Here is a 23920-nt window from a genome sequence, read left to right on the forward strand (position 1 = left end):
GAATGGCTGTCGATCGAGGACGTCCACGACCTTCTCGAGGTGGCGATGGTCGACGCCCACAACATGATGTTGCTCAGGAAGAGAGACGAGAATGCCAACGGTCATTGACAGCCTGATCGTCACGCTCGGCCTCGATCCCAAGAACTTCAACGACCAGCAGAAGAAGACGTCGGAGACCTGGCTCAAAACCGTTGCTGGCTTCCAGAAGGGCGGCAAGCAGGTCGAAGACAGCTCGAAAAAGGCTGCCGAGACGGTCAACCTGATCACGCGGCGCGTGCTCGAACTCTTCGCCGTCGTGACCGGCTCGCAGGCGCTGAGCGATTTCGTGCGCAAGATCACGAACGCCGACGCCTCGCTTGGCCGTTTCGCCTCGAGCCTTGGGGAATCGCCCCAGCGGCTGGCGGCCTGGGAGAACGCGGCCGACCGCTTCGGCGGCTCGGCCGATCAGACAGCAACGACGCTGGAGCGCGTCAACAAGCAGCTCTACAACCTCAACAAGAACGGCGAGGCGCTGCCGCGCGAATTCTCCCAGCTGCAAGCTTGGACCGGCATGAGGATCGACCCCAACCATGGGCTCGATCGCTACCTGTCCGATGTCGCGGCGGCTTTGCAGCGGCTGCACCAGATCGACGCCGGCGCGGCTCATAATGTTGCGCAGGCGCTGGGCATCGACCCGGCCACCGAACAGCTCATGTACAAGATGGGCGCCGGCATAGACGTCTATCTCGACAAGCTCCAGAAGAGCCTGTCGCCGAGCAACGCGGCCATCGAATCCGCGCAGAAGCTCCAGGCCAGCTGGCAGGAGCTACTCCAGAACATCATCGCGCTCGCCAACGCCATCTATGACAAGCTCGGCCCGGTCCTGGTCGACGCGGCCAACAAGATGTCGGCATGGATCGAGAAGAACCGGGACTGGATTCAGACCGGCATTGTCGATGCGGTGAAGAAATTCATCGACTTCCTCGAAAAGATCGACTGGAACGCCGTCGGCACCGGCATGCAGAATTTCGCCAACGGGGCGAAGGAAGTCGTCGACGGGCTCGGCGGGATCATCAAGACCACCGAGATCCTCTTCGGCTTGTGGGCCGGAGCCCGGTTCCTAAGTGTTCTCGCCAACATGCGCATGCTGGGCGGAATGCTGCTCGGCGGCGGTGCCGGCGGTGGCGCGGCGGCGGCCGCTGGTGAAGGTGCTGCCGGCGCCGGCTTGATGGGGCCCATGGGCAAGCTGTCGCCCTTCCTGGCCATGCTTACGCTCTCTGGCGATACCCCGCAGGGGAAAGGGAAGGGCGTTTATTATACCGATCGCGATATCGACACGATCACCCAGATGAAACATTGGGATCGCAGCGGCCCGCAATCGCGCTTCCATAACGGGCACGGTGCCGAAACGACGGTCGACGGCAAGCCCGTTTCGAGGGGCAACCCGCTCCCCGTCACGATCTCCGACCAGAAAACCGACGGTGGCGGCTTCTGGAGCAACCTGGTGAGCGGCATCGGCGGCATGTTGAGCGCTGGCGCGCGCAACGCCTTCGGCACCCCAGCCGCTGGCGGCGCGGGTGGCGATGCGGTCGGCGGCCCTCAAAGTGCCTCGCGTGGCACAAAGGGCTGGTGGACGCCCGAGCGGCAATCGCAGGCTTACCAGACGCTCACGGCCGGCGGCCTGTCGGATTCCGGCGCGCGCGGTCTGGTGTCGCGCTGGATGAATGTCGAGGCAGGCGGCGGTCCTGGCACGGTCAACAGCATCGGCGCCACGGGCATGGCGCAATGGCTCGGCCCTCGCAAGGCGCGCCTGATGGCCTTTGCCAAGGCACGCGGCAAGAACTGGAACGACTTCGACACACAGTTGCAGTTCTCGCTTTCCGAGCTGAACGGTCCGGAGAGTGCGGCCGGCCGTGCGCTGCGCAACGCCAAGACCGACGCGCAGGGAGCAACCGGCGCATCGATGTACGAGCGCGCCGAGGGCTACAGCTCCTGGAGTGGTTCGGACAACTTCACCGGCAAGACGTATCGCGGCATGCGCGGGATCAACACCGGCGCCAAGGCCGCGGCGCTCTCGAACATCTCGAGCACGCATTCCGCCACGACGTCGACCAGCTCGGTTGAAAACCATATCGGCAAGGTCGAGGTTCACTCCCAGGCGACCGACGCCAATGGCGTTGCCTCCGATATCAACGACGCGCTCAACCGGCGTCTCTTCGCCGCTCAGGCAAACAGTGGATTGGCGTGATGGCCGGCATTCTTGATCTTCTGACGCAGGATGCCGTCGGCCTGCTGTCGAGCGCGTTCGGCCAGCAGCCGTGGGGCATTTATTTCGGCGGCGTGCCGGTGATCATCGCCGACAACGTCGTGGAGGTGCAGTATCGCCAGCAATGGTCGATCTCTGACTTCCCCGTCGAGCAGGGGGCCTTTGCCAGCTACGACAAGGTGCAAATCCCCTATGACGCGCGGCTGCGCTTCACGGCCGGCGGATCGGCGGCAAACCGCGCCGCCATGCTGGCGTCGATCGCCGCCGTCGCCGGCGACACCAACCTCTATGACGTGGTGACACCGGAGGCGGTCTATCTCTCGTGCAACTTCACGCACTACGACTACACCCGGCGCTCGAATGAGGGCATGGGGCTTCTGTCGGTCGATATCTGGCTGATCGAAGTGCGTGAGGCCGTCGGCGCCGCGATGTCGAACACCCAGGATCCGAGCGGCGCTTCTCAGGTCAACGGCGGTACCGTCCAGACGACGCCGGCGAGCACGGCCCAGCTGGCGCAATTCCAGCCGGGCTCCGGACTTCCGATTGGAGGCTTCTGATGGTCATCATCCCATTGCAGGCGGTGCCGAACCAAGCGGTAGGCGTGACGCTGGACGGCCAGGTCTCGCAGATCAGCCTCTACCAAAAGCAGCCGGGCCTGTTCATCGACCTCTACGTCGATAACGTGCTCGTGATCGGCGGCGTGATCTGCCAGAACCTCAACCGGATCGTCCGGTCGCTGTATCTGGGCTTCTCCGGCGATCTGCTCTTCATCGACAACCAGGGCGACACGGACCCGTATTATACCGGGCTCGGCACGCGCTACAGCCTCGCCTACGTGTCGGCGAGCGAGCTTCCGCCGGGCGTCGGCTGATCAACTGCAGCGTTTGAACCGGTCGCCGGCAAAGCAGACGTGGAGTTCGCGCAGCTGCGCCGACACCGCCTCGCGCTGATCGCACGCCTTGATGGTGTCGGGATCATCGCCGGAGCCGCCACGGCACTGCTCATTCAGTTCGAGATAGGACTTTTCGAGCGCGGCCTTGTTCGGCTTCGCGAGCGCTGGCGCGGCGGTGAAGGCGAGGAGGACGGCCGTCGCGACGGCAAGGACTTTCGACATGTGCGTAACCTTTTTTTGACAGGCGGTGGTCGGGATGGCGTTCAGCCAAAAGCGAATTTCCGTCGAGTTCGAGCTGGCCAACGGCCAGTTTGAGGGCGGGGGCAACACCGCCGAAGTGTTCGGCCTGCGCGTTGCCTGCAACATCGTCAACGCGGGGCAGGGCTCGGGGCAAGCCGAAATTTCCATCTGGGGCCTGCCGCTCTCCGTCATGAACCAGCTATCCACAGTCGGTTCACAGTATCTCCAGATGTACAAGAACGGCATTTCGGTGCTCGCCGGGGACGATGAGACCGGCCAGAACGTCGTTTGGACCGGGGCGATCGTTTATGCCTATGTCGACGCGCAGGCAATGCCTGACGTGTGCTTCCGGATCAGCTCGCTCCCCGGCGTGTTCCATGCCGCCAAGCCGATCCCGCCCTTGACGATCAAGGGCTCGGGCGACGCTTCGCAGATGATGAAAAGCCTGGCGGGGCAGATGGGCTTCGCGTTCGAGGACGCCGGCGTCAAGGTCAAGTTCGCCAACCCCTACTATCCCGGCACCGCTTGGACGCAGGCGCTGGCGATTGCGCGCGACGGCGGCTTCGACGTCGGCTTCGACCGAGGCACGATGGCGATCACGCCTCCCGGCAAGTCGCGGGATGGCGACGCCATCCTGATCTCGGCCAAGACCGGCATGGTCGGCTACCCCTTCTTCCAGCAAGCCTTCGTCCTGGTGAAGGCGCTCTACAACCCGGCCGTGAAGTATCAGGGCAAGGTCCAAATCCAGAGCGACCTGACGCCCGCCAACGGCACCTGGAAGGTCAACCGCCTCGAGTATCAGTTGGAATCGATGATGCCGCACGGGAAGTGGTTCATGACGCTCGAATGCATCGCCACCGATGCCTCGGCGCCGGCATGAGCGAGCAGGGCTATTATGGTCAGCAGACCACATCGGACGACACCAGCGAAATCGGACGGCTGCGCTTCCTGATCCGCCAGGAGCTGGCCCAGCATCGCACGGGCATACCGGTCAAGGTCGTGGCAGTGTACGGCGGCGGCGTCGGCGCACCGCCCACCATCGACGTCATGCCACTGGTCAATCAGACCGACGGGCAGGGCAACCAGACGCCCCACGGCATCATCTACGGCATCGCCACGATGCGAAGCCAAGGCGGCACCAACGGTATCATCAACGACCCCAAGGTCGGCGACATCGGCCACATGGCCATTCCCGACCGGGATATCTCGGCGCTGAAAGCCAACGCGGGAGCGCAGTCGAACCCGGGCAGCTTCCGGCGGGGCAACATGTCCGACGGCATCTACATGGGTGCGATCGTCAACCCCGCCAACCAGGACCAGGCTGTCCAGTTCACCGAAGGCGGGATGAAGTTCTTCGACAAGAACGGCCAGATCATCGAATTCGCGGCGGGCGCGATCACCGTCACGACGGCCGTGCTGCGCGTGACGGGAGACGTCATCGCAGGGGCCGGCGGCGCGAACATCAGCCTGCTCAATCACCTCCACACCGGCGTCGAGCCTGGCGGCGGGACGTCGGGGCCACCGGAGCCCGGAACCTGATGAAAACGCTCCTTTTGACCACGGACACGTGGGACCTCACTGTCGATCCCTCTGGCAACATCGCCGTGGCGGACGCGTCCTACTCGCTGGCGCAGGACGCCGCGAGCGCGATCCGGCTCTTCCAAGGCGAGCTTTACTACGACACCACACAGGGCATCCCCTATTTCGAGCAGATCCTGGGGCAGGCGCCGGCGCTTTCGCTCATGAAGGCGTACTTCAATCGCGCCGCTCTCACGGTTCCCGGCGTCGTCTCGGCGCAGACCTTCATCCAATCCTGGACCGATCGTACCGTTACCGGCCAAGTGCAGGTGAAGGACGCGGCCGGCAACATCAGCGCAGCGGGCTTCTAATCACATGGTCGAAACCACCAACGTTCCGCCGCCGCAGTGGACGAACACGGGCTTCCTGATCCCGTCAGCCGCGGCGGTGCTCGCCGGCGTCACGGAAGACATCAACGAAGCCTTCGGCGGCGGGCTCAACCCGGCGCTCGACACACCGCAGGGGCAGCTGGCCTCGAGCGAGACGGCGGTGATCGACGAGGTGAACGCGACCTTTCTCGCATTCACCAACCAGGTCGACCCGGCCTTCGCCACCGGCCGCATGCAGGATGGAATCGCGCGCATCTATTTCATCGAGCGCAACCCTGCTCAGCCGACCGTCGTGCAAGCGCTCTGCAACGGCTTGCCGGGCGTCGCCATCCCGAGCGGCGCGCTGGCTCTGGCCGAGGACGGCAACCAGTATCTGTGCACGGAAGACGGCGTCATCGGCTCTGACGGCACCGTTGTCCTGCCGTTCGAGTGCATGGTGGTCGGTCCGATCCCTTGCCCGGCCGACAGCCTCAACCAGATTTACCGGGCGATCCCCGGATGGGATTCCATCAACAACCCGGATGACGGCGTGCTGGGCAACAACGTCGAGGGCCGGGCGGCTTTCGAGGCGCGCCGCGCTGCCTCGGTCGCGTTGAATTCTCAAGGGTCGCTGCCTTCTGTCCTGGGCGCGGTGCTCGAAGTCACCAACGTCATCGACGCCTATGTGACCGAGAACGACACCAACTCGGTCCAGACCATTGGCGGCGTCGACCTCTACGCCAACTCACTCTATGTCGCCGTGGTCGGCGGCGATGCCGACGATATCGCGCGGGCGATCTGGACGCGCAAAGCGCCAGGCTGCGCCTACAATGGCAACACGTCGGTCACGGTCTATGACCAGAGCCCCGGCTATGTCCCGCCATACCCTGCCTACCGGGTGAGCTTCGAAATCCCCGCTCCGCTGGCCATCCTGTTTGCGGTCAACATCGTGAATTCGCACCTGGTCCCGGCGGACGCTCAGACCCAAATCCAGAATGCCATCATTGGCGCCTTCGCTGGCGGCGATGGAGGGCCGCGCGCCAAGATCGGCACCCAGCTTTTCGCCAGCCGGTTCTACGCTCCGGTGGCCGCCCTTGGTTCCTGGGTGCAGATCATCTCGATCGAGATCGGCTCGATCAATGATGCGGCCGCCGTCTTCACGGGCGCGGTCGCCGGGACGACGCTGACAGTGTCCGCCGTGGCGTCTGGAACGCTGGCCGTCGGCCAGGTCATTTCCGACGCGACCGGCGCGCTGAGCGTGGGCACCACGATTACGGCGCTGGGCTCTGGAACCGGTGGCACGGGCACGTACACGGTCTCCAACAGCATGAGCGTGACGAGCGAGAGCATGAAGGCGGCCGAGCCTAATCGCTTCGATGTCAGCGTCGACATCAACCAGGTGCCGACCATCTCGGCCAACGACATCATCGTAACCCTGAGCTGATCATGGCAGACACTGGACCTCCCTATCCCAGGCCACCGGCCGGGATACCAAACGGCTTTGGTCAATTTGCGATCGGCATAAGCCCGGTCGGTGATTACCCGCCGTTCGACGTCTGGCAAACGGTCATCAGCCAGTATGCGAATTCGCCTGCGCTGACGGCGCTGATCGGGAACCTCTTCACCTATCTCGACCAGACCGCCAACTTCGATGCGTTCTTCGACTACATCTGGAATGTCGATACAGCGCAGGGCTACGGGCTCGACGTTTGGGGGCGCATTGTCGGCGTCAATCGCGTGCTCCAGGTCACGGCCGGCGACTGGTTTGGCTTCGAGGGTGCGAGCCCGGGCGCTGACCCCTTCGGGCAGGGTGCGTTCTATACCGGCGCACCGCTGACAGCGAATTTCGCGCTCTCGGATGAGGCGTACCGCCTGCTGATCTTCGCCAAGGCGGCCGCCAACATCACCAACGGATCGATCCCTGCGATCAATCAGATCCTTCTCGGTCTCTTTCCCAACCGGGGCAACGCCTACGTCACGGAAGGCAACGATCCGGGGACGTGGTTCGGCTTTGCGGAATCGCTGACGTCCGTCGGCTTCAACCAGGCATCGTTCTACGCGGGCTCGAACATCGAGACGATGACGATGACTTACACCTTCGCTTTCCAGCTCACCCCGGTCGAACTCGCGATCGTGCAGAATTCCGGCGTTTTGCCGAAGCCGACCGGCGTCAAAGCCAGCGTCGTCATCATCTAAGGATCCCCTCATGAAAATTTCTGCCCTGCCGTCGAAGTTCGCCGTTGCTTGGGGATCGTCGGCAAGCCCGAGCTACATTCGCGCCATCCCGCTCGGCTCCCAGATTGGCATCACGGGTGGCGCGGCTTCCCTGACGGACGGCTTCCCCCCGCTCAACTTCCTCCCTGTCGGATCGGGCGGCATTCCTCCGTTCGGCCAGGACATGAACGGTATCCTCCGGCAAATCACGCAATGGTCGCAGTGGCAGAACGCGGGCGGTCTTGTCCCTTATGACGCGGCCTTCTCGACCGCGATCGGCGGCTATCCCTACGGTGCGCTGCTGGTCGGCGCGACGGCCGGCGTCGTCTGGCTGAGCACGGTCGACGACAACACATCGGACCCGGATACCGGCGGCGCGCACTGGATCAATATTGGAGTCCAGGCTTCCTCCATCATGGTCGGGGCCGACACTGGCTCAGCGAACGTTGTCACCGCCAATGTCCTGCCCGCGCCGAGCGCCTACGCCGATGGCCAGATTTTCTTCATCCAGAAGATGGCGGCTGACAACAACGGCGCCATGACGGGCAACATCGAGACGCTCGGCAGCCATCCCATCCTCAACATGGACGGGACCGCGCTGACGGCCAAGCAGTGGCCGGCAAGCGGTACCGGCATCCTCGAATACAACGCCGCGACACCGGCGTTTAGGCTGCTCAACCCGGCCGTCACGGTGGCCCCCAATGCCGGTCTTTCCGCGACCGATCAGCAGGTGCTCTCGCTCAGCATCACCAGCCTGCCGGCACCGACCGGCGTGCTCTCCCTGGCCGACAGCCTCGCTCTGCAGGTCGTCTCGGATGGTTTGCCCCGCGAGGTTACGATTGCACAGTTGGCCGCCGCGATGCCGGCGTCGCTGACCGGGGTGCGTATCTTCCAGGCGACCGGAACCTACACACCAACGGCCGGTGCAAAGAACATGCTCGTCTTTGCCACGGGCGGCGGCGGCGCAGGTGGCGGCAATGCCACTGCGGGTGGCTTCACTGGCGGTGGCGGAAGCGCGGGAGGAACGGCGCTCTATTTCGGGCTGGTGTCCACGCAGGTCGTTACCATCGCCGCTGGCGGTGTCCCCAATCCATCATCTGGTTCTGATCTCATCGGTGGTTCCGGAGGTACAACTTCTTTCGGCGCTCTGGCCGTTGCGACCGGCGGCGCCGGCGGTTCTTCCAGCGGCACGAACTCAAACGGAGCAGGCGGTCAGTCGGTGGGAACGGCAACCGCTGGAACCCTCTTGATCCCGGGCGGCGGCGGCTCGCCTGGCTCGGGCCACGATGGCGGTGCCGGCGGTGGCTCGTTCTGGGGCGGCGGCGGCTACGGCGGCGCAACTCCTTCGACCGGCATCCAAATACCCGGCGGTCCCGGCTCCCTCGGCGGCGGCGGCGGCGGCGGCGACGGCGGCGGTGCCGGCGGGGCTGGCGGCAACGGTGTCATCGTCGTCTTTGAATTCGATTGAGGTATCAAAATGATCCGAGTTGCACATCTGAGCGACGACCGTCGCACCGTCGTTGACGTTACAATCCAGGAACCCGATTGGGTCGCCGACGACGAATCTGCCATTGTCTCCGCTACGGCGAACATCGGCGACACATTCGACGGCGCAGCCTTTGCGCCGTCGGCTCTGGCAGTGATGACGCCGGCACAATGGATGGCCTTGGCCCACGCCGAAATCGAGGCGCGATACGATCGAAAGCGCGCCTCGCTGGCATCGTATTACACGCTGCTCGACCGACTCGAGCGGCAAGGTTCCTTGTCGGCCAGCCAAACGGCTGATCTCGCCATCCTCGACACCGCGCAACATTGGGAACAGGCGGTGCTCGATGCCGCCGCGCAGGCGGCGATGACGGTCACCGACCACACCAAGTTCCAGTGGCCTTCGGCGCCTCCCGGCTTTGCCGAACTCGTCGCTCTCTCGTGAGCCTTCGGGCCCTTGCATCTGCCAACACAAAAATCGGATAGGTTCTCATGGTGACGTTTAGCTATGGCGTGGTGCTGACGCCCGGCCAGTGGAACCAGTTGTTCGGCAGCAAGCAGAACGTGCTCGGCTACACCCCGGTAAACCGGGCCGGCGACATTATGCTTGGCCCGCTGGTCACGGCCCCCTCGAACTCGAACAGCGCCGGCTTTTCGATTCTGCCCGGCGTCGCTCCTGAAAATCCCACCGACGGCATGTATTGGGCGACGATCGACGGCCTATTCTATCAGATCGGCGGCGCGACGGTCGGCCCGTTCGGTGTCGGCGATGTGGGTGGGCCTCCCACCTCGGTCGTGGGCGACATAGCCGTTTTCTCGACCACGACCGGAACCGGCCTGGCTGACAGCGGCATCTCGCTTGGATCGCAAAACGCCAATCTTCTGCTCGCCACCCCCGGAGCCGGGACCGGAGCCCCGACGTTCCGGTTGATGGTGGGAGCTGATCTTCCCAGGCCTCAAGCCATTGCCCTGGGCGGCGTGTTTTCGGCTCATGCGCCGACCCATAATTTTGGCACGGGCGTCGACACGAGCGGCAATCCGACTTTCGCGCAGCCGGCGATCGGCGACATCTCGGGCTTGGCCGTCAACATGGCGGCTTTCCTGGCGGGAGGCACGAGTGCGCAACTCGCAGCCACCATGGTCGACGAGACCGGAAGCGGACCGCTCGTCTTTGCGACAAACCCGACCGTTACTCTGGCTGCCGCCTCGACCGCTGTCACGCAGACGCCTGGCGACAACTCGACAAAGCTGGCGACGACTGCCTATGTCCAAGCTGCGATCTACGCCACCACGACGCTGCCGGCTTGCAGACTAGCCACGACCGCCGCGCTTGCGACTGTCACCTATGCGAACGGCGCATCCGGCGTCGGTGCCACGCTTACGGCGTCTGCGAACGGCGCTTTGACGGTGGATGGCGCGGCCGCGAACGTCAACGATATCATCCTGGTCAAGAACCAGGCGTCGACTTTCCAGAATGGTATCTACGCGGTTACGGCGACCGGCAGCGCCGGCGCGCCCTTTGTCCTGACGCGTGCGACCTATTACAATCTCACCGCCGATATCGACCTTGGCGACCAGACCTTCGTGACGGGTGGAGCAACGTTCGGCACTTCGACCTTTGTGCAAAACGCCACCGAGCACCCGGTCATCGGCACCGATCCCATCACCTTTGCCCAGACTGCGGGCCTCGGTTCGTACACAGCCGGCAATGGCCTTGCCCTCGTGGGCACGCAGTTCTCGATCGACCCCGCGATCACCGTCGACAAGACCACGGCTCAGACGCTTTCCAACAAGACGCTGGCGAGCCCGGCGCTGACCGGCACACCCACGGCTCCGACCCAGGCTGCCGGCGACAACGACACGTCCGTCGCCACCACGGCTTTCGTTACGGCGGCGGTAGCCGCTGCGGCTCCGAACTTCGGCTCGGGCAACGCGGCCTTGGCTTATGGGGCGGTCGGAACTTATGCGTTTGGGTACACTCTCAACACCGGCGTCGTGGCAGGCACCGTGTACGCCGGGTCGACGATCCAGCCTGCGGGTGTCCTCGATAACAGCGGCGCCATCACCGATCCTGGTGACGACACCCCGTATGGCGCCGGCTCCTCCCCCCTCATAAAGGGCGGCGCCGTTCTGGCCGGCTCTTGGCGAGCCATGGGCCAGGTCAATTATGTCGCGGGCACTCTCCGCCGCCGCACGTCGCTCTTTTTGAGGATATCGTGATGCTCCAATTCCGTAACCCCGCATACAATGTTTCCGGCACGATCGACATGGAGATCGAGACGCCGGACTTCGGCTGGATACCGTTTACAGCATCGCCGAGCGACGCCACCGACTACGGGCCGGCGCTCTATGCGGCAGCGGTCGCGGCAGGGAATGTTGCTCCGTATGTCGCGCCCGTAGTTGTGCCAGTCGTCCCGGACAGCGTGTCGGCCAGGCAGTTCCATGTGCAGCTTGGCATCGCTGGGCTGCGCGACCAAGTGAATGGTTGGATCGCTGCACAGCCCGTCGAGGTCCAAGATTCCTTCGAATACAGCGGAAGCTTCCTGCGCAGTGAGCCGATGATGGCAGCCGGGTTCACAGCGCTTGGCTACACATCCGCTCAGGTCGACGCATTCTTCACGGCCGCCGCGCTGCTTTGACCGTGAGCCTACCCACCCTGCGTGGGTCCGAAATCCCCTGAAAAACCTGCCCTCAAGGGCGGAAAGGAACTGTTATGCGTCTCGTCCCCGACGTGCGCCGCGTGGTGCTGTTGTCTCTGAGCTTCTGGATGCAGGTCTTCGGCCTCGCCGTGCTCATCCTGCCGGAGCTTTGGTATGGCTGGACCGGCGAAGACTATGATCCGAACATCGCATGGTGGCTCGCCGTCGGCCTTCTGCTGGCCGGCATCATCGGCCGCATTTTCCAGCAAGGGCTTTCCCCCTGGAAGGAATGGGTCCGCATCGCCGCGGTGGCTCTCATCGTCTTTGCGCTGGCGCTTCTGCTCGCTTGGCCTTCCAGCGCATCGGCCGCGACCGAAACTGATGGCCCGGCGACCGAGGCGCAGACGCTTGCGATCGCCGTGCCGTTCATCGCCAAGGAAGAGGGCAAGCGCAACCGTGCCTATCGCGACGCGGTGGGCATCTGGACGATCTGCTTCGGCTCGACGCGCGGCGTGCAGGCCAACATGGTGATGACCGACGCGCAGTGCACCGACCTTCTCAAGGTCGAGGTGGCCGAGCACCGGTCCGGACTGCATCGGTATTTCACGCCGGTAACGATCAACGACCGGCTCCCGCCGACGCGTGACGCTGCCTACACGTCGGCCGCCTTCAACGTTGGCCCGGCCGGGATCGGCAAGAGCACCGCCACGCGCCGCCTCAATGGCGGCGATATCGTCGGCGGCTGCAATGCGCTGACCTGGTTCGACAGGGCCGGTCATAGGGTGCTGCGCGCGCTGTTCGAGCGGCGCGTGCGTGAGAAGGGCCTTTGCATGATTGGAGCCCACTGATGCGCGCCTGGCTGTTCGAAGCCTCGGCCGTAGCCGCCGGCGTCGTGGTCGGCGGCGGCATTATCGGCGGCGTCGTCTGGATGCTGCTGGCGGTGTGACCGCAACCATCTTTGAAGGATCTGAAATGCCAAAGCTCATCACGGCCTACACCACCCTGGAGCCTATCTATCCCGGGTTCGTGAACGTCAGCAGGGACGATGACGGCTCCGTCGTCCTCTACGTCAGGAGCAACCCTGAGACGCGCGACGGTGCCTATATCTGCGGCTTCGCTGCCGACAAGGGCAAGCCGGGCCGGTGCACGCCCGGCGACCATACCTGCAACAATTACTGCAACATGGCACCCGACAAAGGGCCGATGGTCGATTCTCCAGCGCCGTGCACTCAAACGTTCGAGGGCAAGGCAGCGACCTTGCGGCTGACGGCTGACGCGTGGGAGACGGTGCTCGCGGGGCTTGCTGACCAATGATCGGCGCCCTGTACGCCATCCCCTATGTCGGCCCGTTCCTGGCCTTTGCGCTGTCGCGCTTCGGCCTACCCGTCGTCGTCGCCGGCGGGGTCATCTTCTTCTACGAGGGCGTGCCGCTCGGCCCGCTGCGCGACATTCCCTATCTCGGTCCGGAGTTGGCCAGCGTCGCCGACGGCCGCGTCGAGCGACAGTATCTCGCCGGCGAGAAAGCCGACGCCGCGCTCTGGGAGGAGAAGATCAAGCTCGCCGCCATCGCTCAGGCGGCCGACACCAAGACGAAGCAGCAGGACATCGACGCTGCGGCACAAGCCTACATCGACAAACAGCATAGCGACGCCGGCCGCATTGCCGAGCTGGTGCGCGCCCAGAAGGACGAAGACAATGCACCGCCCGATCCGAAAAATCCTTCTGGCTGTAAGCCTGATGGCATCTCTCCAGGGGTGTCAGCACGGCTCGACGCTATCGGTCGATAGCCTGGCGCCGAAGCCGGCGATCCACGTCGACCCAAGCGTGACACAGGAATGCCATGGCGTCGTCGACGTTCCCCACACCTTCATCCCATACGACCAGGCAATCCTGCTTTGGGCGAAGGATCGGGCAGCGCTCGGCGACTGCAAGCGCCTCGACCACGCCAAGGCTCTCACCATCAAGGCCCTGGTGAAATGACTTCAAAGCTGGATGAGATTTCGGAGGCAATCGGCAGCCTCCGCGCTGAGGTGGCAGCGCTGCGCCGCGACTTCACCGACAGCACTAGGCGAGCTGATGAACATCGAGCCTCTATCCACAAGCGGGTCGACGACCTGGTGCATGATTTCGGCGATATCAAAACGAGCGTCGAGACGATGAAGGCTGACGTCGCCGACAGCAAGGAAATTACCGACGAGGTGAAGGAATGGAAGCAGCGAGGCGTCGGAGCGCTATTCGTAGCAGGTATAGCCGGCACCGCGCTCGGCGGGGCCGCCGTCGGCTTCATCGTCTACTGGTGGGACGCGATCTTGAAGGTGCTGCGCACCGCCTGAGATTCACCTCATCGTGAAGGCCCGAGAGACGTGCCTCGGACGCGCGGCGGTCTCATCTGAGGATGGCGCTCAGCGAAAGGTATCCACCCCATGCGCCAAGCCCCAGAAAGACGAAGAGCAGCATCACGACCCCGCGTTTTTGGCCGACTGAAGTTGCTCGTTGCCAGCCTTGGAAGCATATCCATGTGCCCCATGTCGCGAGCAATAAGCTCAGGAGGAATAGCCCCACAAAAACACTTTTGGCGTACACAAGACGCAGTAGCAGCGACCCGATCGCAATTGCGTAGCTTAGCAAAACCACAGGCGATAAATGTGCTTTCAGATCGGGGTGCATCAAGCACCGCTAGCACGTAGCTATTGCAGGGCAGTTAAGGACCGTGGATGCCGCTACCGCTGCGCTGACCAACAACACCACGGCGCTCCAGACGGCCGCCGCCCAGCTCACCGCTTCCACGCCAGCGCCCGCCGCGACACCCCCTGCCGCCTAGCGGGCTCATCTACCCATCATTTCCAGTCTCCCCATCGGCTTCGGCCGGTGGGGACCTTTTTTGCTTCCAGCTGATATACGTGAGCCGCCGTCACCCCGACAGCAGCCCTTGCGTTCAACTATGACGTGACTTCATCTGCCGACTTCGGCTTAAGGATATAGTGAGCCTTCGGGTCGCGGGTATACTCGCCGGGGACGAAAACGAGTAGGCCAGAGCGGACGAGCCGTTCAAGGTCTTTTTTACTGGTGGCCCATGTCCGCCCAGTCAGTCGCTGCGCCTCGGACACCTGTATTTGGCCGTTCCGAAATGCGTACGCAGCAATCTTAATCTCGTGCTCTTGCAACAATCTCCAGACCGCAACCCCAAAGTGGCTGGCTACGTCTGCGTCGGTCGCGCGCTTTCGAGTCTCGTGGTCGTTCATGAGCGTGACTTTGACAAGCACCCCATGGACAGCTTCTTGCTTAAATATTGGATCCGGGAGCCCCCACTCTTTCATGCTCTCTCGAATGCGCCGTGTCCCCTCGCGCGCCATTTGAACGTATCCGAGCACTCGCATCGCGTCCATGAAGTGATGATTTCTAGCCGCACGGGTGTGATAGATCGTTGTCTCATTCACGGGAGGAACAAAACCACCGGGACTTTCGATTTCTAGTCTGTCTGGAAAAAATTTGATTGTGATTTCGGACCCGCTGAAACTGTAAGAGCGGTGAACGCAAGCATTGACCAGCGCCTCGAACCAGGCCCACCGAGGGTATTCAGTCGTCGTGACAAATTTGCCCTCGGAATTAAGCCACGTCACATTGTAGTTAACCTCGGCGACTGCTTCTGAAACGCCTTCAATTATCCTCACGACATTTCCTTCGACGAACCTATCCCTGACCGGGCTATAAGTCGACCCTGTACCCTCTTGCCGGGTGGCAAAGCGCTGGACCCTTACCCGGCAACCCGGAATAGTTTTCCGTGGATCCTTTGCCGCCAAAAGAACCAACGCATTTGTCGGTTTCAAAAGATCAGCATCATATCGCAAAAGGTGGCGATCAATCAGGACTTCGCTATTGCTCCAGCCCGGATGCCCCTCTTTTGTGCGGAATGAGTCGCAGAAGTCCTGAATAATTCTAAGGTCAAATTCGTCAGGGAAAGCGTAGGATGCGAGATCCATTTCAAAGGAAAGCTCCTGCCGTGTCGAGCGGAAATCTCGCTTCTCTTCGTCCGACATTCTATGCTTGCTGTCGCCATACCGAGTGAAGGCTTCGCTTTTGTTGGTTTCGATTAATTTGGACATGTACGGCACGTAAATAGCGATGCAGTAGTCGGTTTTTCCGGCCACAATCACGGGTATGCGCTTGAACTCAGGCTTCGCCTGTGGGCACCGTTGCAGGTGGCATTGTTCGATTCCGTTAATTTGAGAAGTCGTTAGCTTGCTGCAGCCATGTGCAATGCCCTTGCTATTGGCGCCAAAGACGATCACTCCGCCTTCTGGAACATTTGAAAACATGCTGATAAATGTCGCCAGGTCATCGACACCGACCGTGGTGCCGTTTTTGTAATCGATACGACGGTCCTCGGCGAACGCCTCCATCATCCGCTGATTGAGCTTTACCCAAATTTCCCTAGGCGACCACAACGCGGGGTTTTCGCCGGGAAGGAACAGAGCATCAAAGGGTAGGTCGAGCTGGAGTGGCTGTCTCATCTATATCTCGTATGTCGAGTGTAGCTCGACACCCTACATGAAGCGTACCCCGGCGGTAGCCTCGGATCGGCTTTTTCAGTGGACGAGAGAAACTAACGAGTCGGGCAGCGGCAAAATTTCCGGTTCTGGAACCATTACAGCTTTAGCTAATTGAATCGCGGCCGCCGCGTTCTGCCCTTCACGGCTGCTAATCTTGGTGCCTTGGGAGGGCCGCGTCCGGGCGCGGGCCATGCCGCAGTGTAGAGTTTCGTGTAGCAATTAATGGCCAATTCCGTCACCAGGCAGAATTCAAAGCGAGCCGCAGTTCGCAAAGCGCTCGATCGTCATAAGGTCTACATCACGGCGCAGCGCTTCTCAGGTGGGTCCTACGAGGCCCGGGTGTTAATCGACGGTGAGGCCTATTGGGTCGATGAACTGCGGCTTAGCCAGCTGCAAAAAGGCATCCCACCTGCCGAGCTTGAGTTGACCCCGGCACAGGATGATTGAACCTCCCTAAGCCTTTATGCCCGGCGCCCGCGGCTTCAACGTCGCTCATCTCTATACAACAGGCGCGGCCTTCGCCGCCGCCTTGGCTGCCGCCTTCGTAGCAGCAGCTTCGGCCTTGGCTGCAATCTTGGCCTGCTTGACCCTCCAAAGTCGCGGTACCCGGTTTCCACAGGGCTAATTCCCCTACGGCTGGGTAGCGCCGTCTAGACTCCAACCGGCAAAGGCCGCATTCTCGGGGAACGGAAGGAAGAATAGATGAAATGGTTGATCGAGACGGCGCTAGGTGGTGTAGCTATCTTTGTCGCCATACGTGCCCCCTATGCTTGGTATTGGCAGGTAGCAATTCTCGTAGCTCTCATCCTTGCCGTAAGCTTGGTGGTCTCCGTTATTCGACTTGCGCTAGCGTCTCTCAACAAAACCTAGCCCCCCATCGCCGCTTAGTTACCCTCAGAGGTACCAGCCTGTCACAGGACCATACGGTCTAGCCATTCCCCTACGGCTGGGTAGCGGGGCAAGGTGACGCCGCACAGGGAGTAGTGCCGTGAACGAACCTACTCGTAAGCCCAACCTGGTAGAGCGGGTCAAGGACGCATTCCTTGACCCGGGCCGGGACTACAAGGCGGTATGGCAACAGTCAGGGCAAGAAGACCGGCTAAAACGCCTCAGCCTGTTCGGGTTCATCGCTGTTTGCGTGGTCGCCGTGGTCTTCCTCAAATACGCTCACCACTAGGTTGCCGGCCATTCCGAAGACAGCCCAAGCCATTCCCCTACGGTTGGGTATAGGGACTTCAGTCTCAATTGAGCAATCGCTAATATGCCTATAGCCTAGGCAGCGCGGGGGATGATCCTTAAGAGCTATCCCGCGATGGCCGGTGCGCGGCCCAACGCTTCCAACCCAAGCATCACCCGCACCGGCCATTTCCTCTACGGCTGGGTAGCGCCCGGCACGGTACGCTTTCAGACCGTGAACCTGTGGAGCGGAACGTTCGGCGGCTTCCATGGTTTTTGGCCAACGTCATGTGGAATCCATCATGAATGAGCCAAAGACGCCGGTAATCGGTCCAGAGGCGGCGTTCGTTGAACGCTTGGTCAAAGAGGCCGGGATTACCGAAGATCAAGCCCGCGAACTGATAGTGTTCCTAGGGAACAATTGGGCGTCCCTAGTGCGTGAGGCGAGGCTGTTGAGAAAGTCCGCCCGCACATGATAGCGCATGGCTGAGGCGTCTCTGATTTCCATTCGAACGCGGGCAAGTTCGTCAAGCAAAGCACCCATTAGCGCCCGCTGGTGAGCAAGGGCTGCGCGAAGCGCCCGCGCTAGTTCGATCTCCTTGAAGGCGTCGGTGGGAAATGTCATCCCCCATGTAGCACGGCGATCTGGTTATCTCCTAACCGGGTTTGTCAGATATATGATCGCCTCCAAGTTTATCTATTTCAAGGGGCATCCGCCCCTGAGTCCTGTTGGTCGAAGTTGATCGGCTCATGTTCGGGCTCAGCGTGCCACAGGAGCTGCCCGAGATCGTGCATGTCGATGGCCTGGCCGCAGACCGGACAGATCTCCGTCACCGGCTCCTCGGTCACCATCTTGCCGTCTACCTGGAAGAGGCGGCCCGTAGGGTGGGGAATGTCCGACAGCTTCGGCATGAACGACTCCATCATACAATTCGTCTAAAATACCCGGAACCTTAGTCTGCCTGCCGACTTGAATTCGCGTTGCGGGGTGTCGAGTATGGGTAACGCCGAAGATCGGCTGAAGTTCATCAAACCGCTTGAGCCCGTGCTGGTTCTTGAGCCGCCGGTCAGCGACGACTGGTTCCACGAGATCAAATACGATGGCTTCCGCACCCAGCTTATACGTGACTGGGCCGGGGTGCGTGCCTTCACCAAGAACGCCCATGGTTGGTCGAAGCGCTATTGGCCGATCGTCACCGCGGCCGAGCAGCTGAAGGCGGAATCATTTATCATCGACGGTGAGGTGATCGCGCCGGAACCGGATGGGCGGCCGAACTTCCACGCCATGCACTCCCGCATGGTCTGGAACGCCGAGCTGCTGGCTTTCGTCGCTTTCGACATCCTGTATCTGGACGGTGAGGATCTGCGCCAGCGGCCAGCGATCGAGCGCAAAGAGATTTTGTGGGATTTGGTGAAGCCGGCCAAGGGCATCATCCAATACAGCCAGCACGTCCTGGGCGGTGGCGCCGAGTTCTACGAAGCGGCTGAGAGAATGGGCCTTGAGGGCATCGTCTCAAAGCGCCAGGGCAGCCCCTACCGCAGCGGGCCGTCCGACATCTGGGTCAAGACCAAGTGCTGGGAGCTCGGCGACTTCGACCTGCTGGGCATCAAACGCGAGCCCGGGAAGCAAACACAGGGCATCATGGCGCGGGACGGCAAATACGTCGGTACGGCTGTCATCGCGATAAACCGTTCCATCAAGGAACGGTTATTCAGGCGCCTCGAGCGCAAGCGCGCCGAGCAGCCGGCCGGCTTGCCGACTGCGGTGGCAGACGACGGCGTCGAATGGGTCGGTCCTGGCATGACAGCCAGAGTGCGATATCTGCGCGGCGAGGCTAAGCTGCGCCATGCTTCGGTGCAGGATTTGCGGGACGACGGAACCTAAGTGTTTCGAGGGGATTCTTGCCTCATGAGCACACGCGGCATCAATTTTCTCGACAAATGGATGGCAGAGCAGCTGCCCGAAACCGCGACCGATGATCCGATCGTCATCAGCGACCTTGCGGACAAAGCCATGAAAGCGGCCGACAAGGCCGGCATCGCCACGACCGAGATCAGCGAGGAAGTACCCAGCGTCTTCGAGGTCATTGCCGAGGCCATCGACCATCGCGAAGGCGGAACGCCCTGACGCGAACAACGCCTGCGCTAATATCAACAATGCTTGACTCGTTCGCATTCCGTTCCCATTTTGATCTTCCTCAACGTGATAGGTGCGAGCGAGCTTATGTGCGGACGCGTTTTCGTAAAGTCGACAATCCCTGACATGGTGGGGCGATTCGAGTTCGCCCATCCCGGGGACGTCGAACGCATGGGTAATGGCTTCCCGATCTGGAACGGTGCGCCGAGCCTGAGCTATCCGATCATCATCCGCGAAGAGCTCTCAACCTCCATGGCTGGCTTCGTCTCTGCCAAATGGGGGCTGGTTCCCGGCTGGGCTCGCGATGGGGGCGGCCGCCCGCCGCCCGTCAACGCACGCTGCGAGACGATCGCGACCAATGGCATGTTCCGCAACGCCTATGCCGCACGGCGATGCCTGGTGCCGGTCGACGGCTATTTCGAGTGGCAGAAGCTGGACGCCTCGGGCAAGAAGAAGCAGCCCTATGCAATTGCGATGAAGGATGACGAGCCCTTCGCCATGGCCGGCATATGGGAAGAATATGCCGACCAGGGGACCGGTGAACTGATCCGTACCTTCGCTATCGCCACCTGCGAGCCGAACGACTTGATGGCAACCATCCATGACAGGATGCCGGTGATCCTGGCACCTAGTGATTACATGCGCTGGCTTGGTCCGGACCCAGATCCTCGAGACTTGATGAAGCCCTTTCCGTCGGAACTCATGAAGATGTGGCCTATCGGTAGTCGTGTAGGAAGCCCGCGAAACAACACGCCTGACATCATCGACGAAATTGGGAAACCGGACATCATTAACGAAAAGGGGCACGGCCCCAACGACCTCTTCGACGTCTGACCGAGGGCTGGCCTCATGAGTTCACGCGGAACGAATTTCCTCTTCAAATGGATTGCAAACAACATCCACGAGACCGACGACACTTCGGTTGCAGAGCTGACTGAAATGCTCTTTGCCGATGCCAAAACGCTAGGCTTTAGCAGATCGGAAATCGAGGAAGACACAGGCAGCGCCTCCGAGGCGATCGATGATGCGCGTCGATACCAGGATGCAGGCTTGGTAGACTGACGGGCCGTATTAGGGGTGATCGCATGCCGGCTGATAGATTGAAGATCCGCGACGCCGCGGCTGATGGCTATGAGGTCCTGGAGGACGGCGAGCCGATCTGGTCTTTCGAGACCATAGTCGAGGCAGTCCGGTTTGTTCGGGATCGTGGCGCACGGCTCTGGCTTGATTGGGACCGGACCGTCATCAGTGGAGAAGCGCGACCGCATGATTTCGCTCCCACCTTTCTGGGATCAGACAGCGTCGGCCGCGTCATGGGTGAGCAACACGGTCCGAGCGCCGGCACCTGGGCCTGGTCGATATCCACGCACGACGACCGCTGGCGCAAGCATGGCGGCCAGCGCGGACGTGAGCCTACCAAGGAAAAAGCGGTCGCCGCGCTTGAGCGTGAGTTCACGGACTATCTGGCCAACTCGCCCCCGAAACCGTCGCCTTACGCCCAGGCAAAAGGCTTCTAGCGAGAATCGGGGGTAGGGGAAACCTCGCAACCGCGTAAATTCGAGCCGTGGCGGGGCCAAGGACGCGCGCGGAGCCCACCGGTGGTAGTGAGTGAAGGGCGGGGGTGCGAGAAACCTCTGTACGGGGCTCTATTCAATCCGTCGTCAATCTGGCACCAAACTGGTTACAAAAATGGTGTAGCTCTCGCTCGAATGGTGTTGGCTGGATGGTGTGTAGTGCCCGTCTGGTGCCACACTGGCACCAACGTACCAAATTGGCGCGGGGTGTCGAAAAGGGCCTCAACGCCTTGCAATTCAAGGTGACAGCGGTTATTCAGACGCCCGTTGCTGCGGTAGCTCAGTGGTAGAGCACTCCCTTGGTAAGGGAGAGGTCGAGAGTTCAATCCTCTCTCGCAGCACCATCCTATCCCCTTGAAATTGTTAAACCCCTTGACACACAAGGGTTTGCGCCCATTATTCTGTTACAAAACTGGTAACAAAATGGGGTCACAACTTCGTGGCGGGAAACACCCGATACTTACTTCTCCGACAGGGTCGCTACTACGCTCGGCTCGTAATTCCCCGCGGATTGCGTCCATTCATGGAAGGCAAGAGTGAATTGCGCGCGCCTCTGGGCGCAGATCGTCGGTTCGCCCTGTCCAAGCTCCCCGGTTCCGTTGCGGAGCTTCAGCATCGTATAGGACTGGCGGAGCGGGCGGCCGCGAGTGCGACTGGCCAGCGTGTCGAGCCCGGCAGATATCCGCTTACTGTTTCGCAAATGGCGAGCCGGGACTACTTTCTAAAAGTCGAGGCCGACGTCGAATTTCGCTCGCTAAACCCAAACTACGCATCCACGGGAGTGGACTACGACGTGGGGAGAAGATTTCGTGACGGTTTTGCAGGCCGACTCTCCGATGACGAGTTAGAGGAGCTCGTCGGATGGCGCGTTGAAGACTTTCGATTGCGTGGTCATCACGACGCCGCCATGGGCACGTCAGAATGGCGGAGCATAGCGCAAGGTCTTTGCGTCTCTGCCTACGAGGCTATGGTGCGAGAGGACGAGCGCAACGAAGGAAACTTCACCGGTAAGCCTGTGCACCCGCTGTTGGTAGAGGCCGAACCTATTCTCGATGAGCGAACGCCCGTTTCATTGAAGAGCCTGTTGGTTGACTACATCGCTAGTCGCAAAGCAGTCGGGAAGGGTCGAGAAGCTGAACGGCGCTGGACGCCTGTCTTTGCTGACCTCGCCAAGTTCATTCGACACAACGACGCCAGGCGCCTCACAAAACAAAATATGCTCGATTGGCGCGACGCAAGGCTCAAGACGTTGAGCCCCAAGACGGTAGGAGATGTTTACTTGGCATCTGTGCGCACAGTCTTGTCGTGGGCGGTTGCCAACGATCGCTTGGAAGCGAACGTAGCCGAGAAGGTTAGGCAGGAAGTGCCGAAAAAGTCGCTTGATCGCGAGCAGGGTTTTACGCTGCCGGAAGCGGTCGCGATCCTGCGGAAAGCCCGCGACTACGCTCCTGCCCGGACTGACAATCCCCGCACCACGGAAGCGCCTCAAACGACAGCCGCCAAGCGATGGTCACCCATCCTGTGTGCATTCACAGGCGCGCGAATTGCCGAGATTACTCAGCTTCGAAAGCAAGACTTCCGCTTGGAAGGCGAAATGCCAGTCATGCGCATCACCCCTGCTGCCGGCACGGTGAAGGCCGGAGGCTACAGGGACGTGCCTTTACACGCTCAGTTGATTGACATGGGTTTCTGGAGCTTTGTGGAGGCGGCACCGGAAGGCCCACTGTTCCACTCTGGGGAAAAGGAAGGGATTTCTGCTGCGCGCACCGTTGCGGGCCGAGTCAGTCAATGGCTTCAATCCCTGAATGTTGTCCCTGATGGCGTAAGCCCGAACCATGGCTGGCGGCATCGGTTCAAGACCGTTGGGCGGGAACAAGGAGTTTCTGATCGTATCCTTGATGCCATCCAGGGACACGCAGGCAAGACAGCCGGCGACAACTACGGAGATGTGACCATTGTCGCCAGGAAAGCCGCGATAGACAAGTTTCCCAGCTATTCATTAGATCAATCATGATTGAGCCTAACACAGGATCCGAACCCGCCCTAAACGACGCCGAGACGATCCCTGATCGTCCGTCTAGACGTATTGTCCTCCTCGTCGATGCCGACAACGCTCCAGCAAGGATGGTCGGCCGAGTTGTCGCGGAGATCAGCAAATACGGCCGGTTAGTGGTGAGGCGAGCCTACGGCGATTTCACAGGACCGCGGGGGGAGGCATGGGCGGAAACGTTCGTCCGCCACGCAATCGTGCCGCGCCATCTAGGCTTTTCAGGTATGGGCAAGAATGCTGCAGACATCGCCCTGGTCATCGACGCAATGGATTTGCTGCATAGCGGGGCCTACGACGGGTTTGGTATTGTTTCGAGCGACAGCGATTTCGCCAACCTCGCAATACGCATCCGAGAACAGAATCTCGAATGCTACATTTTCGGCAGCGAAAAAGCCCCAGAACGGCTCAAGCAGGCGTGCAGTCGTTTTTTCTACCTTGAGAACCTCAGATTTGAACCACTTCTTGACGGCGCAAATTCACACTTGAAGCCAATGCGAGCCGTCGGTGAGGCCCAGTCCATCATAAAACGCGCAATGGCAAGCTTGATCGAACAGCCCGGTGATTGGGTTCAGATTCATGTTCTCGAATCCGAGCTTGAGCGCGGGACAACTGATTTCGATACCCGAACATACGGCCATATCCGGCTACGGGATCTTCTTATCGCGCTTAAGCGCTCATTCGTAGTCGACACATCGCGTGGTGCGGCCGCACGCGTCAAACTCCGTGTCGCTAAATCCGCTCGAAAGACAGCTGCCCAGACCGCTGGTCTGCCAAAATCGGAAGCGGGGTCACCGTGACGTTCCAGGACAGCGATCGTATCGCACCTTTGCAT

General features: G+C 61.4%; 30 protein-coding genes and 1 tRNA gene. 28 read left to right on the top strand and 3 right to left on the bottom strand.

Annotated features, from left to right (window positions below; all coding sequences use genetic code 11):
- The first annotated feature begins 91 nt into the window (after nucleotides 1-91).
- The 3 genes from AC0L3E_RS00835 to AC0L3E_RS00845 are packed head-to-tail and all read left to right on the top strand — an operon-like array spanning nucleotide 92 to nucleotide 3116.
- Nucleotides 92-2227, top strand: a complete 2136-nt coding sequence (locus AC0L3E_RS00835) for a phage tail tip lysozyme (RefSeq protein ID WP_473603951.1) — start codon at nucleotides 92-94, stop codon at nucleotides 2225-2227.
- Nucleotides 2227-2802 carry a hypothetical protein gene (locus AC0L3E_RS00840; protein WP_473603952.1) on the top strand — a complete coding sequence of 192 codons (576 nt, stop codon included), beginning with the start codon at nucleotides 2227-2229 and terminating at the stop codon, nucleotides 2800-2802. The genes AC0L3E_RS00835 and AC0L3E_RS00840 overlap by 1 nt, the downstream gene beginning before the upstream one ends.
- A complete protein-coding gene (locus AC0L3E_RS00845) occupies nucleotides 2802-3116 on the top strand; it encodes a phage baseplate plug family protein (protein ID WP_473603953.1) in 315 nt (104 codons plus the stop codon). The genes AC0L3E_RS00840 and AC0L3E_RS00845 overlap by 1 nt, the downstream gene beginning before the upstream one ends.
- On the opposite strand, the gene AC0L3E_RS00850 is transcribed toward AC0L3E_RS00845, so the two are convergent.
- On the bottom strand, nucleotides 3117-3359 hold the full coding sequence (locus AC0L3E_RS00850; protein WP_473603954.1) for a hypothetical protein: 243 nt from the start codon (nucleotides 3357-3359) through the stop codon (nucleotides 3117-3119). It lies immediately after the preceding gene.
- A 34-nt stretch (nucleotides 3360-3393) separates the two neighbouring features.
- On the opposite strand from AC0L3E_RS00850, the gene AC0L3E_RS00855 reads away from it, so the two are divergent.
- From AC0L3E_RS00855 to AC0L3E_RS00920, 14 genes are all read left to right on the top strand, one after another.
- Nucleotides 3394-4257, top strand: coding sequence for a baseplate hub protein (locus AC0L3E_RS00855; RefSeq protein ID WP_473603955.1), 864 nt, complete (start codon nucleotides 3394-3396; stop codon nucleotides 4255-4257).
- The gene (locus AC0L3E_RS00860; RefSeq protein WP_473603957.1) at nucleotides 4254-4916 is read left to right on the top strand and encodes a hypothetical protein; all 663 of its coding nucleotides are present in this window, start codon (nucleotides 4254-4256) and stop codon (nucleotides 4914-4916) included. Before AC0L3E_RS00855 ends, AC0L3E_RS00860 begins: the two co-directional genes overlap by 4 nt.
- Nucleotides 4916-5266 carry a contractile injection system sheath initiator gene (locus tag AC0L3E_RS00865; protein WP_473603958.1) on the top strand — a complete coding sequence of 117 codons (351 nt, stop codon included), beginning with the start codon at nucleotides 4916-4918 and terminating at the stop codon, nucleotides 5264-5266. The genes AC0L3E_RS00860 and AC0L3E_RS00865 overlap by 1 nt, the downstream gene beginning before the upstream one ends.
- 4 nt (nucleotides 5267-5270) lie before the next feature.
- Nucleotides 5271-6707 carry a baseplate J/gp47 family protein gene (locus AC0L3E_RS00870; protein ID WP_473603959.1) on the top strand — a complete coding sequence of 479 codons (1437 nt, stop codon included), beginning with the start codon at nucleotides 5271-5273 and terminating at the stop codon, nucleotides 6705-6707.
- A gap of 2 nt (nucleotides 6708-6709) precedes the next feature.
- Complete coding sequence (locus AC0L3E_RS00875) at nucleotides 6710-7459, top strand: DUF2612 domain-containing protein (protein WP_473603960.1); 750 nt, start codon at nucleotides 6710-6712, stop codon at nucleotides 7457-7459.
- 10 nt (nucleotides 7460-7469) lie between these two features.
- The gene (locus AC0L3E_RS00880) at nucleotides 7470-8945 is read left to right on the top strand and encodes a hypothetical protein (RefSeq protein ID WP_473603961.1); all 1476 of its coding nucleotides are present in this window, start codon (nucleotides 7470-7472) and stop codon (nucleotides 8943-8945) included.
- 9 nt (nucleotides 8946-8954) lie between these two features.
- Nucleotides 8955-9407, top strand: coding sequence for a hypothetical protein (locus AC0L3E_RS00885; protein WP_473603962.1), 453 nt, complete (start codon nucleotides 8955-8957; stop codon nucleotides 9405-9407).
- A gap of 47 nt (nucleotides 9408-9454) precedes the next feature.
- Nucleotides 9455-11182, top strand: a complete 1728-nt coding sequence (locus AC0L3E_RS00890; protein WP_473603963.1) for a hypothetical protein — start codon at nucleotides 9455-9457, stop codon at nucleotides 11180-11182.
- Nucleotides 11182-11601, top strand: coding sequence for a hypothetical protein (locus AC0L3E_RS00895; RefSeq protein WP_473603964.1), 420 nt, complete (start codon nucleotides 11182-11184; stop codon nucleotides 11599-11601). Before AC0L3E_RS00890 ends, AC0L3E_RS00895 begins: the two co-directional genes overlap by 1 nt.
- 74 nt (nucleotides 11602-11675) lie before the next feature.
- Complete coding sequence (locus AC0L3E_RS00900) at nucleotides 11676-12449, top strand: lysozyme (RefSeq protein ID WP_473603965.1); 774 nt, start codon at nucleotides 11676-11678, stop codon at nucleotides 12447-12449.
- A 124-nt stretch (nucleotides 12450-12573) separates the two neighbouring features.
- On the top strand, nucleotides 12574-12915 hold the full coding sequence (locus AC0L3E_RS00905; protein WP_473603966.1) for a hypothetical protein: 342 nt from the start codon (nucleotides 12574-12576) through the stop codon (nucleotides 12913-12915).
- Nucleotides 12912-13388, top strand: coding sequence for a hypothetical protein (locus AC0L3E_RS00910; RefSeq protein ID WP_473603967.1), 477 nt, complete (start codon nucleotides 12912-12914; stop codon nucleotides 13386-13388). Before AC0L3E_RS00905 ends, AC0L3E_RS00910 begins: the two co-directional genes overlap by 4 nt.
- A 37-nt stretch (nucleotides 13389-13425) precedes the next feature.
- Complete coding sequence (locus AC0L3E_RS00915; RefSeq protein WP_473603968.1) at nucleotides 13426-13581, top strand: hypothetical protein; 156 nt, start codon at nucleotides 13426-13428, stop codon at nucleotides 13579-13581.
- On the top strand, nucleotides 13578-13934 hold the full coding sequence (locus tag AC0L3E_RS00920; RefSeq protein ID WP_473603969.1) for a DUF1515 family protein: 357 nt from the start codon (nucleotides 13578-13580) through the stop codon (nucleotides 13932-13934). The genes AC0L3E_RS00915 and AC0L3E_RS00920 overlap by 4 nt, the downstream gene beginning before the upstream one ends.
- Nucleotides 13935-14540: 606 nt before the next feature.
- Here AC0L3E_RS00920 and AC0L3E_RS00925 read toward each other — a convergent pair.
- Nucleotides 14541-16112, bottom strand: a complete 1572-nt coding sequence (locus AC0L3E_RS00925) for an ATP-binding protein (RefSeq protein WP_473603970.1) — start codon at nucleotides 16110-16112, stop codon at nucleotides 14541-14543.
- A gap of 261 nt (nucleotides 16113-16373) precedes the next feature.
- Here AC0L3E_RS00925 and AC0L3E_RS00930 point away from each other — a divergent pair, with 261 nt between their 5' ends.
- The 3 genes from AC0L3E_RS00930 to AC0L3E_RS00940 all read left to right on the top strand — a co-directional run bounded on the left by AC0L3E_RS00930 (nucleotide 16374) and on the right by AC0L3E_RS00940 (nucleotide 17637).
- Nucleotides 16374-16598, top strand: coding sequence for a hypothetical protein (locus tag AC0L3E_RS00930; RefSeq protein ID WP_473603971.1), 225 nt, complete (start codon nucleotides 16374-16376; stop codon nucleotides 16596-16598).
- Between the two features lie 541 nt (nucleotides 16599-17139).
- Nucleotides 17140-17328: a hypothetical protein gene (locus AC0L3E_RS00935; RefSeq protein ID WP_473603972.1), complete on the top strand. Its 189-nt coding sequence runs from the start codon at nucleotides 17140-17142 to the stop codon at nucleotides 17326-17328.
- A gap of 111 nt (nucleotides 17329-17439) precedes the next feature.
- Complete coding sequence (locus AC0L3E_RS00940) at nucleotides 17440-17637, top strand: hypothetical protein (protein WP_473603973.1); 198 nt, start codon at nucleotides 17440-17442, stop codon at nucleotides 17635-17637.
- Nucleotides 17638-18029: 392 nt separating this feature from the next.
- Here the strand turns inward: AC0L3E_RS00940 and AC0L3E_RS00945 are convergent, their stop codons facing one another.
- A complete protein-coding gene (locus AC0L3E_RS00945; RefSeq protein WP_473603974.1) occupies nucleotides 18030-18239 on the bottom strand; it encodes a hypothetical protein in 210 nt (69 codons plus the stop codon).
- An 85-nt stretch (nucleotides 18240-18324) separates the two neighbouring features.
- Between AC0L3E_RS00945 and AC0L3E_RS00950 the strand changes: the two genes are divergently transcribed.
- The 8 genes from AC0L3E_RS00950 to AC0L3E_RS00985 all read left to right on the top strand — a co-directional run bounded on the left by AC0L3E_RS00950 (nucleotide 18325) and on the right by AC0L3E_RS00985 (nucleotide 23885).
- Complete coding sequence (locus AC0L3E_RS00950) at nucleotides 18325-19212, top strand: ATP-dependent DNA ligase (protein WP_473603976.1); 888 nt, start codon at nucleotides 18325-18327, stop codon at nucleotides 19210-19212.
- Nucleotides 19213-19236: 24 nt separating this feature from the next.
- On the top strand, nucleotides 19237-19455 hold the full coding sequence (locus tag AC0L3E_RS00955) for a hypothetical protein (RefSeq protein WP_473603977.1): 219 nt from the start codon (nucleotides 19237-19239) through the stop codon (nucleotides 19453-19455).
- 96 nt (nucleotides 19456-19551) lie between these two features.
- Complete coding sequence (locus AC0L3E_RS00960) at nucleotides 19552-20298, top strand: SOS response-associated peptidase (RefSeq protein ID WP_473603978.1); 747 nt, start codon at nucleotides 19552-19554, stop codon at nucleotides 20296-20298.
- A gap of 15 nt (nucleotides 20299-20313) precedes the next feature.
- Nucleotides 20314-20526: a DUF768 domain-containing protein gene (locus AC0L3E_RS00965; protein WP_473603979.1), complete on the top strand. Its 213-nt coding sequence runs from the start codon at nucleotides 20314-20316 to the stop codon at nucleotides 20524-20526.
- Between the two features lie 23 nt (nucleotides 20527-20549).
- Nucleotides 20550-20981, top strand: a complete 432-nt coding sequence (locus AC0L3E_RS00970; protein ID WP_473603980.1) for a hypothetical protein — start codon at nucleotides 20550-20552, stop codon at nucleotides 20979-20981.
- 326 nt (nucleotides 20982-21307) lie between these two features.
- A tRNA-Thr gene (locus AC0L3E_RS00975) sits at nucleotides 21308-21382 on the top strand.
- 179 nt (nucleotides 21383-21561) lie between these two features.
- A complete protein-coding gene (locus tag AC0L3E_RS00980; protein ID WP_473603981.1) occupies nucleotides 21562-23052 on the top strand; it encodes a site-specific integrase in 1491 nt (496 codons plus the stop codon).
- On the top strand, nucleotides 23049-23885 hold the full coding sequence (locus tag AC0L3E_RS00985) for an NYN domain-containing protein (protein WP_473603982.1): 837 nt from the start codon (nucleotides 23049-23051) through the stop codon (nucleotides 23883-23885). Before AC0L3E_RS00980 ends, AC0L3E_RS00985 begins: the two co-directional genes overlap by 4 nt.
- The last annotated feature ends 35 nt before the right edge of the window (nucleotides 23886-23920 follow it).

This window comes from Mesorhizobium sp. WSM4822, assembly GCF_055811155.1.

Coding starts and splice junctions, on each gene's coding strand:
- AC0L3E_RS00835 (WP_473603951.1), top strand. CDS start 92: ATGCCAACGGTCATTGACAGCCTGATCGTCACGCTCGGCCTCGATCCC.
- AC0L3E_RS00840 (WP_473603952.1), top strand. CDS start 2,227: ATGGCCGGCATTCTTGATCTTCTGACGCAGGATGCCGTCGGCCTGCTG.
- AC0L3E_RS00845 (WP_473603953.1), top strand. CDS start 2,802: ATGGTCATCATCCCATTGCAGGCGGTGCCGAACCAAGCGGTAGGCGTG.
- AC0L3E_RS00850 (WP_473603954.1), bottom strand. CDS start 3,359: ATGTCGAAAGTCCTTGCCGTCGCGACGGCCGTCCTCCTCGCCTTCACC.
- AC0L3E_RS00855 (WP_473603955.1), top strand. CDS start 3,394: ATGGCGTTCAGCCAAAAGCGAATTTCCGTCGAGTTCGAGCTGGCCAAC.
- AC0L3E_RS00860 (WP_473603957.1), top strand. CDS start 4,254: ATGAGCGAGCAGGGCTATTATGGTCAGCAGACCACATCGGACGACACC.
- AC0L3E_RS00865 (WP_473603958.1), top strand. CDS start 4,916: ATGAAAACGCTCCTTTTGACCACGGACACGTGGGACCTCACTGTCGAT.
- AC0L3E_RS00870 (WP_473603959.1), top strand. CDS start 5,271: ATGGTCGAAACCACCAACGTTCCGCCGCCGCAGTGGACGAACACGGGC.
- AC0L3E_RS00875 (WP_473603960.1), top strand. CDS start 6,710: ATGGCAGACACTGGACCTCCCTATCCCAGGCCACCGGCCGGGATACCA.
- AC0L3E_RS00880 (WP_473603961.1), top strand. CDS start 7,470: ATGAAAATTTCTGCCCTGCCGTCGAAGTTCGCCGTTGCTTGGGGATCG.
- AC0L3E_RS00885 (WP_473603962.1), top strand. CDS start 8,955: ATGATCCGAGTTGCACATCTGAGCGACGACCGTCGCACCGTCGTTGAC.
- AC0L3E_RS00890 (WP_473603963.1), top strand. CDS start 9,455: ATGGTGACGTTTAGCTATGGCGTGGTGCTGACGCCCGGCCAGTGGAAC.
- AC0L3E_RS00895 (WP_473603964.1), top strand. CDS start 11,182: ATGCTCCAATTCCGTAACCCCGCATACAATGTTTCCGGCACGATCGAC.
- AC0L3E_RS00900 (WP_473603965.1), top strand. CDS start 11,676: ATGCGTCTCGTCCCCGACGTGCGCCGCGTGGTGCTGTTGTCTCTGAGC.
- AC0L3E_RS00905 (WP_473603966.1), top strand. CDS start 12,574: ATGCCAAAGCTCATCACGGCCTACACCACCCTGGAGCCTATCTATCCC.
- AC0L3E_RS00910 (WP_473603967.1), top strand. CDS start 12,912: ATGATCGGCGCCCTGTACGCCATCCCCTATGTCGGCCCGTTCCTGGCC.
- AC0L3E_RS00920 (WP_473603969.1), top strand. CDS start 13,578: ATGACTTCAAAGCTGGATGAGATTTCGGAGGCAATCGGCAGCCTCCGC.
- AC0L3E_RS00925 (WP_473603970.1), bottom strand. CDS start 16,112: ATGAGACAGCCACTCCAGCTCGACCTACCCTTTGATGCTCTGTTCCTT.
- AC0L3E_RS00930 (WP_473603971.1), top strand. CDS start 16,374: ATGGCCAATTCCGTCACCAGGCAGAATTCAAAGCGAGCCGCAGTTCGC.
- AC0L3E_RS00940 (WP_473603973.1), top strand. CDS start 17,440: ATGATCCTTAAGAGCTATCCCGCGATGGCCGGTGCGCGGCCCAACGCT.
- AC0L3E_RS00945 (WP_473603974.1), bottom strand. CDS start 18,239: ATGCCGAAGCTGTCGGACATTCCCCACCCTACGGGCCGCCTCTTCCAG.
- AC0L3E_RS00950 (WP_473603976.1), top strand. CDS start 18,325: ATGGGTAACGCCGAAGATCGGCTGAAGTTCATCAAACCGCTTGAGCCC.
- AC0L3E_RS00955 (WP_473603977.1), top strand. CDS start 19,237: ATGAGCACACGCGGCATCAATTTTCTCGACAAATGGATGGCAGAGCAG.
- AC0L3E_RS00960 (WP_473603978.1), top strand. CDS start 19,552: ATGTGCGGACGCGTTTTCGTAAAGTCGACAATCCCTGACATGGTGGGG.
- AC0L3E_RS00965 (WP_473603979.1), top strand. CDS start 20,314: ATGAGTTCACGCGGAACGAATTTCCTCTTCAAATGGATTGCAAACAAC.
- AC0L3E_RS00970 (WP_473603980.1), top strand. CDS start 20,550: ATGCCGGCTGATAGATTGAAGATCCGCGACGCCGCGGCTGATGGCTAT.
- AC0L3E_RS00980 (WP_473603981.1), top strand. CDS start 21,562: ATGGAAGGCAAGAGTGAATTGCGCGCGCCTCTGGGCGCAGATCGTCGG.
- AC0L3E_RS00985 (WP_473603982.1), top strand. CDS start 23,049: ATGATTGAGCCTAACACAGGATCCGAACCCGCCCTAAACGACGCCGAG.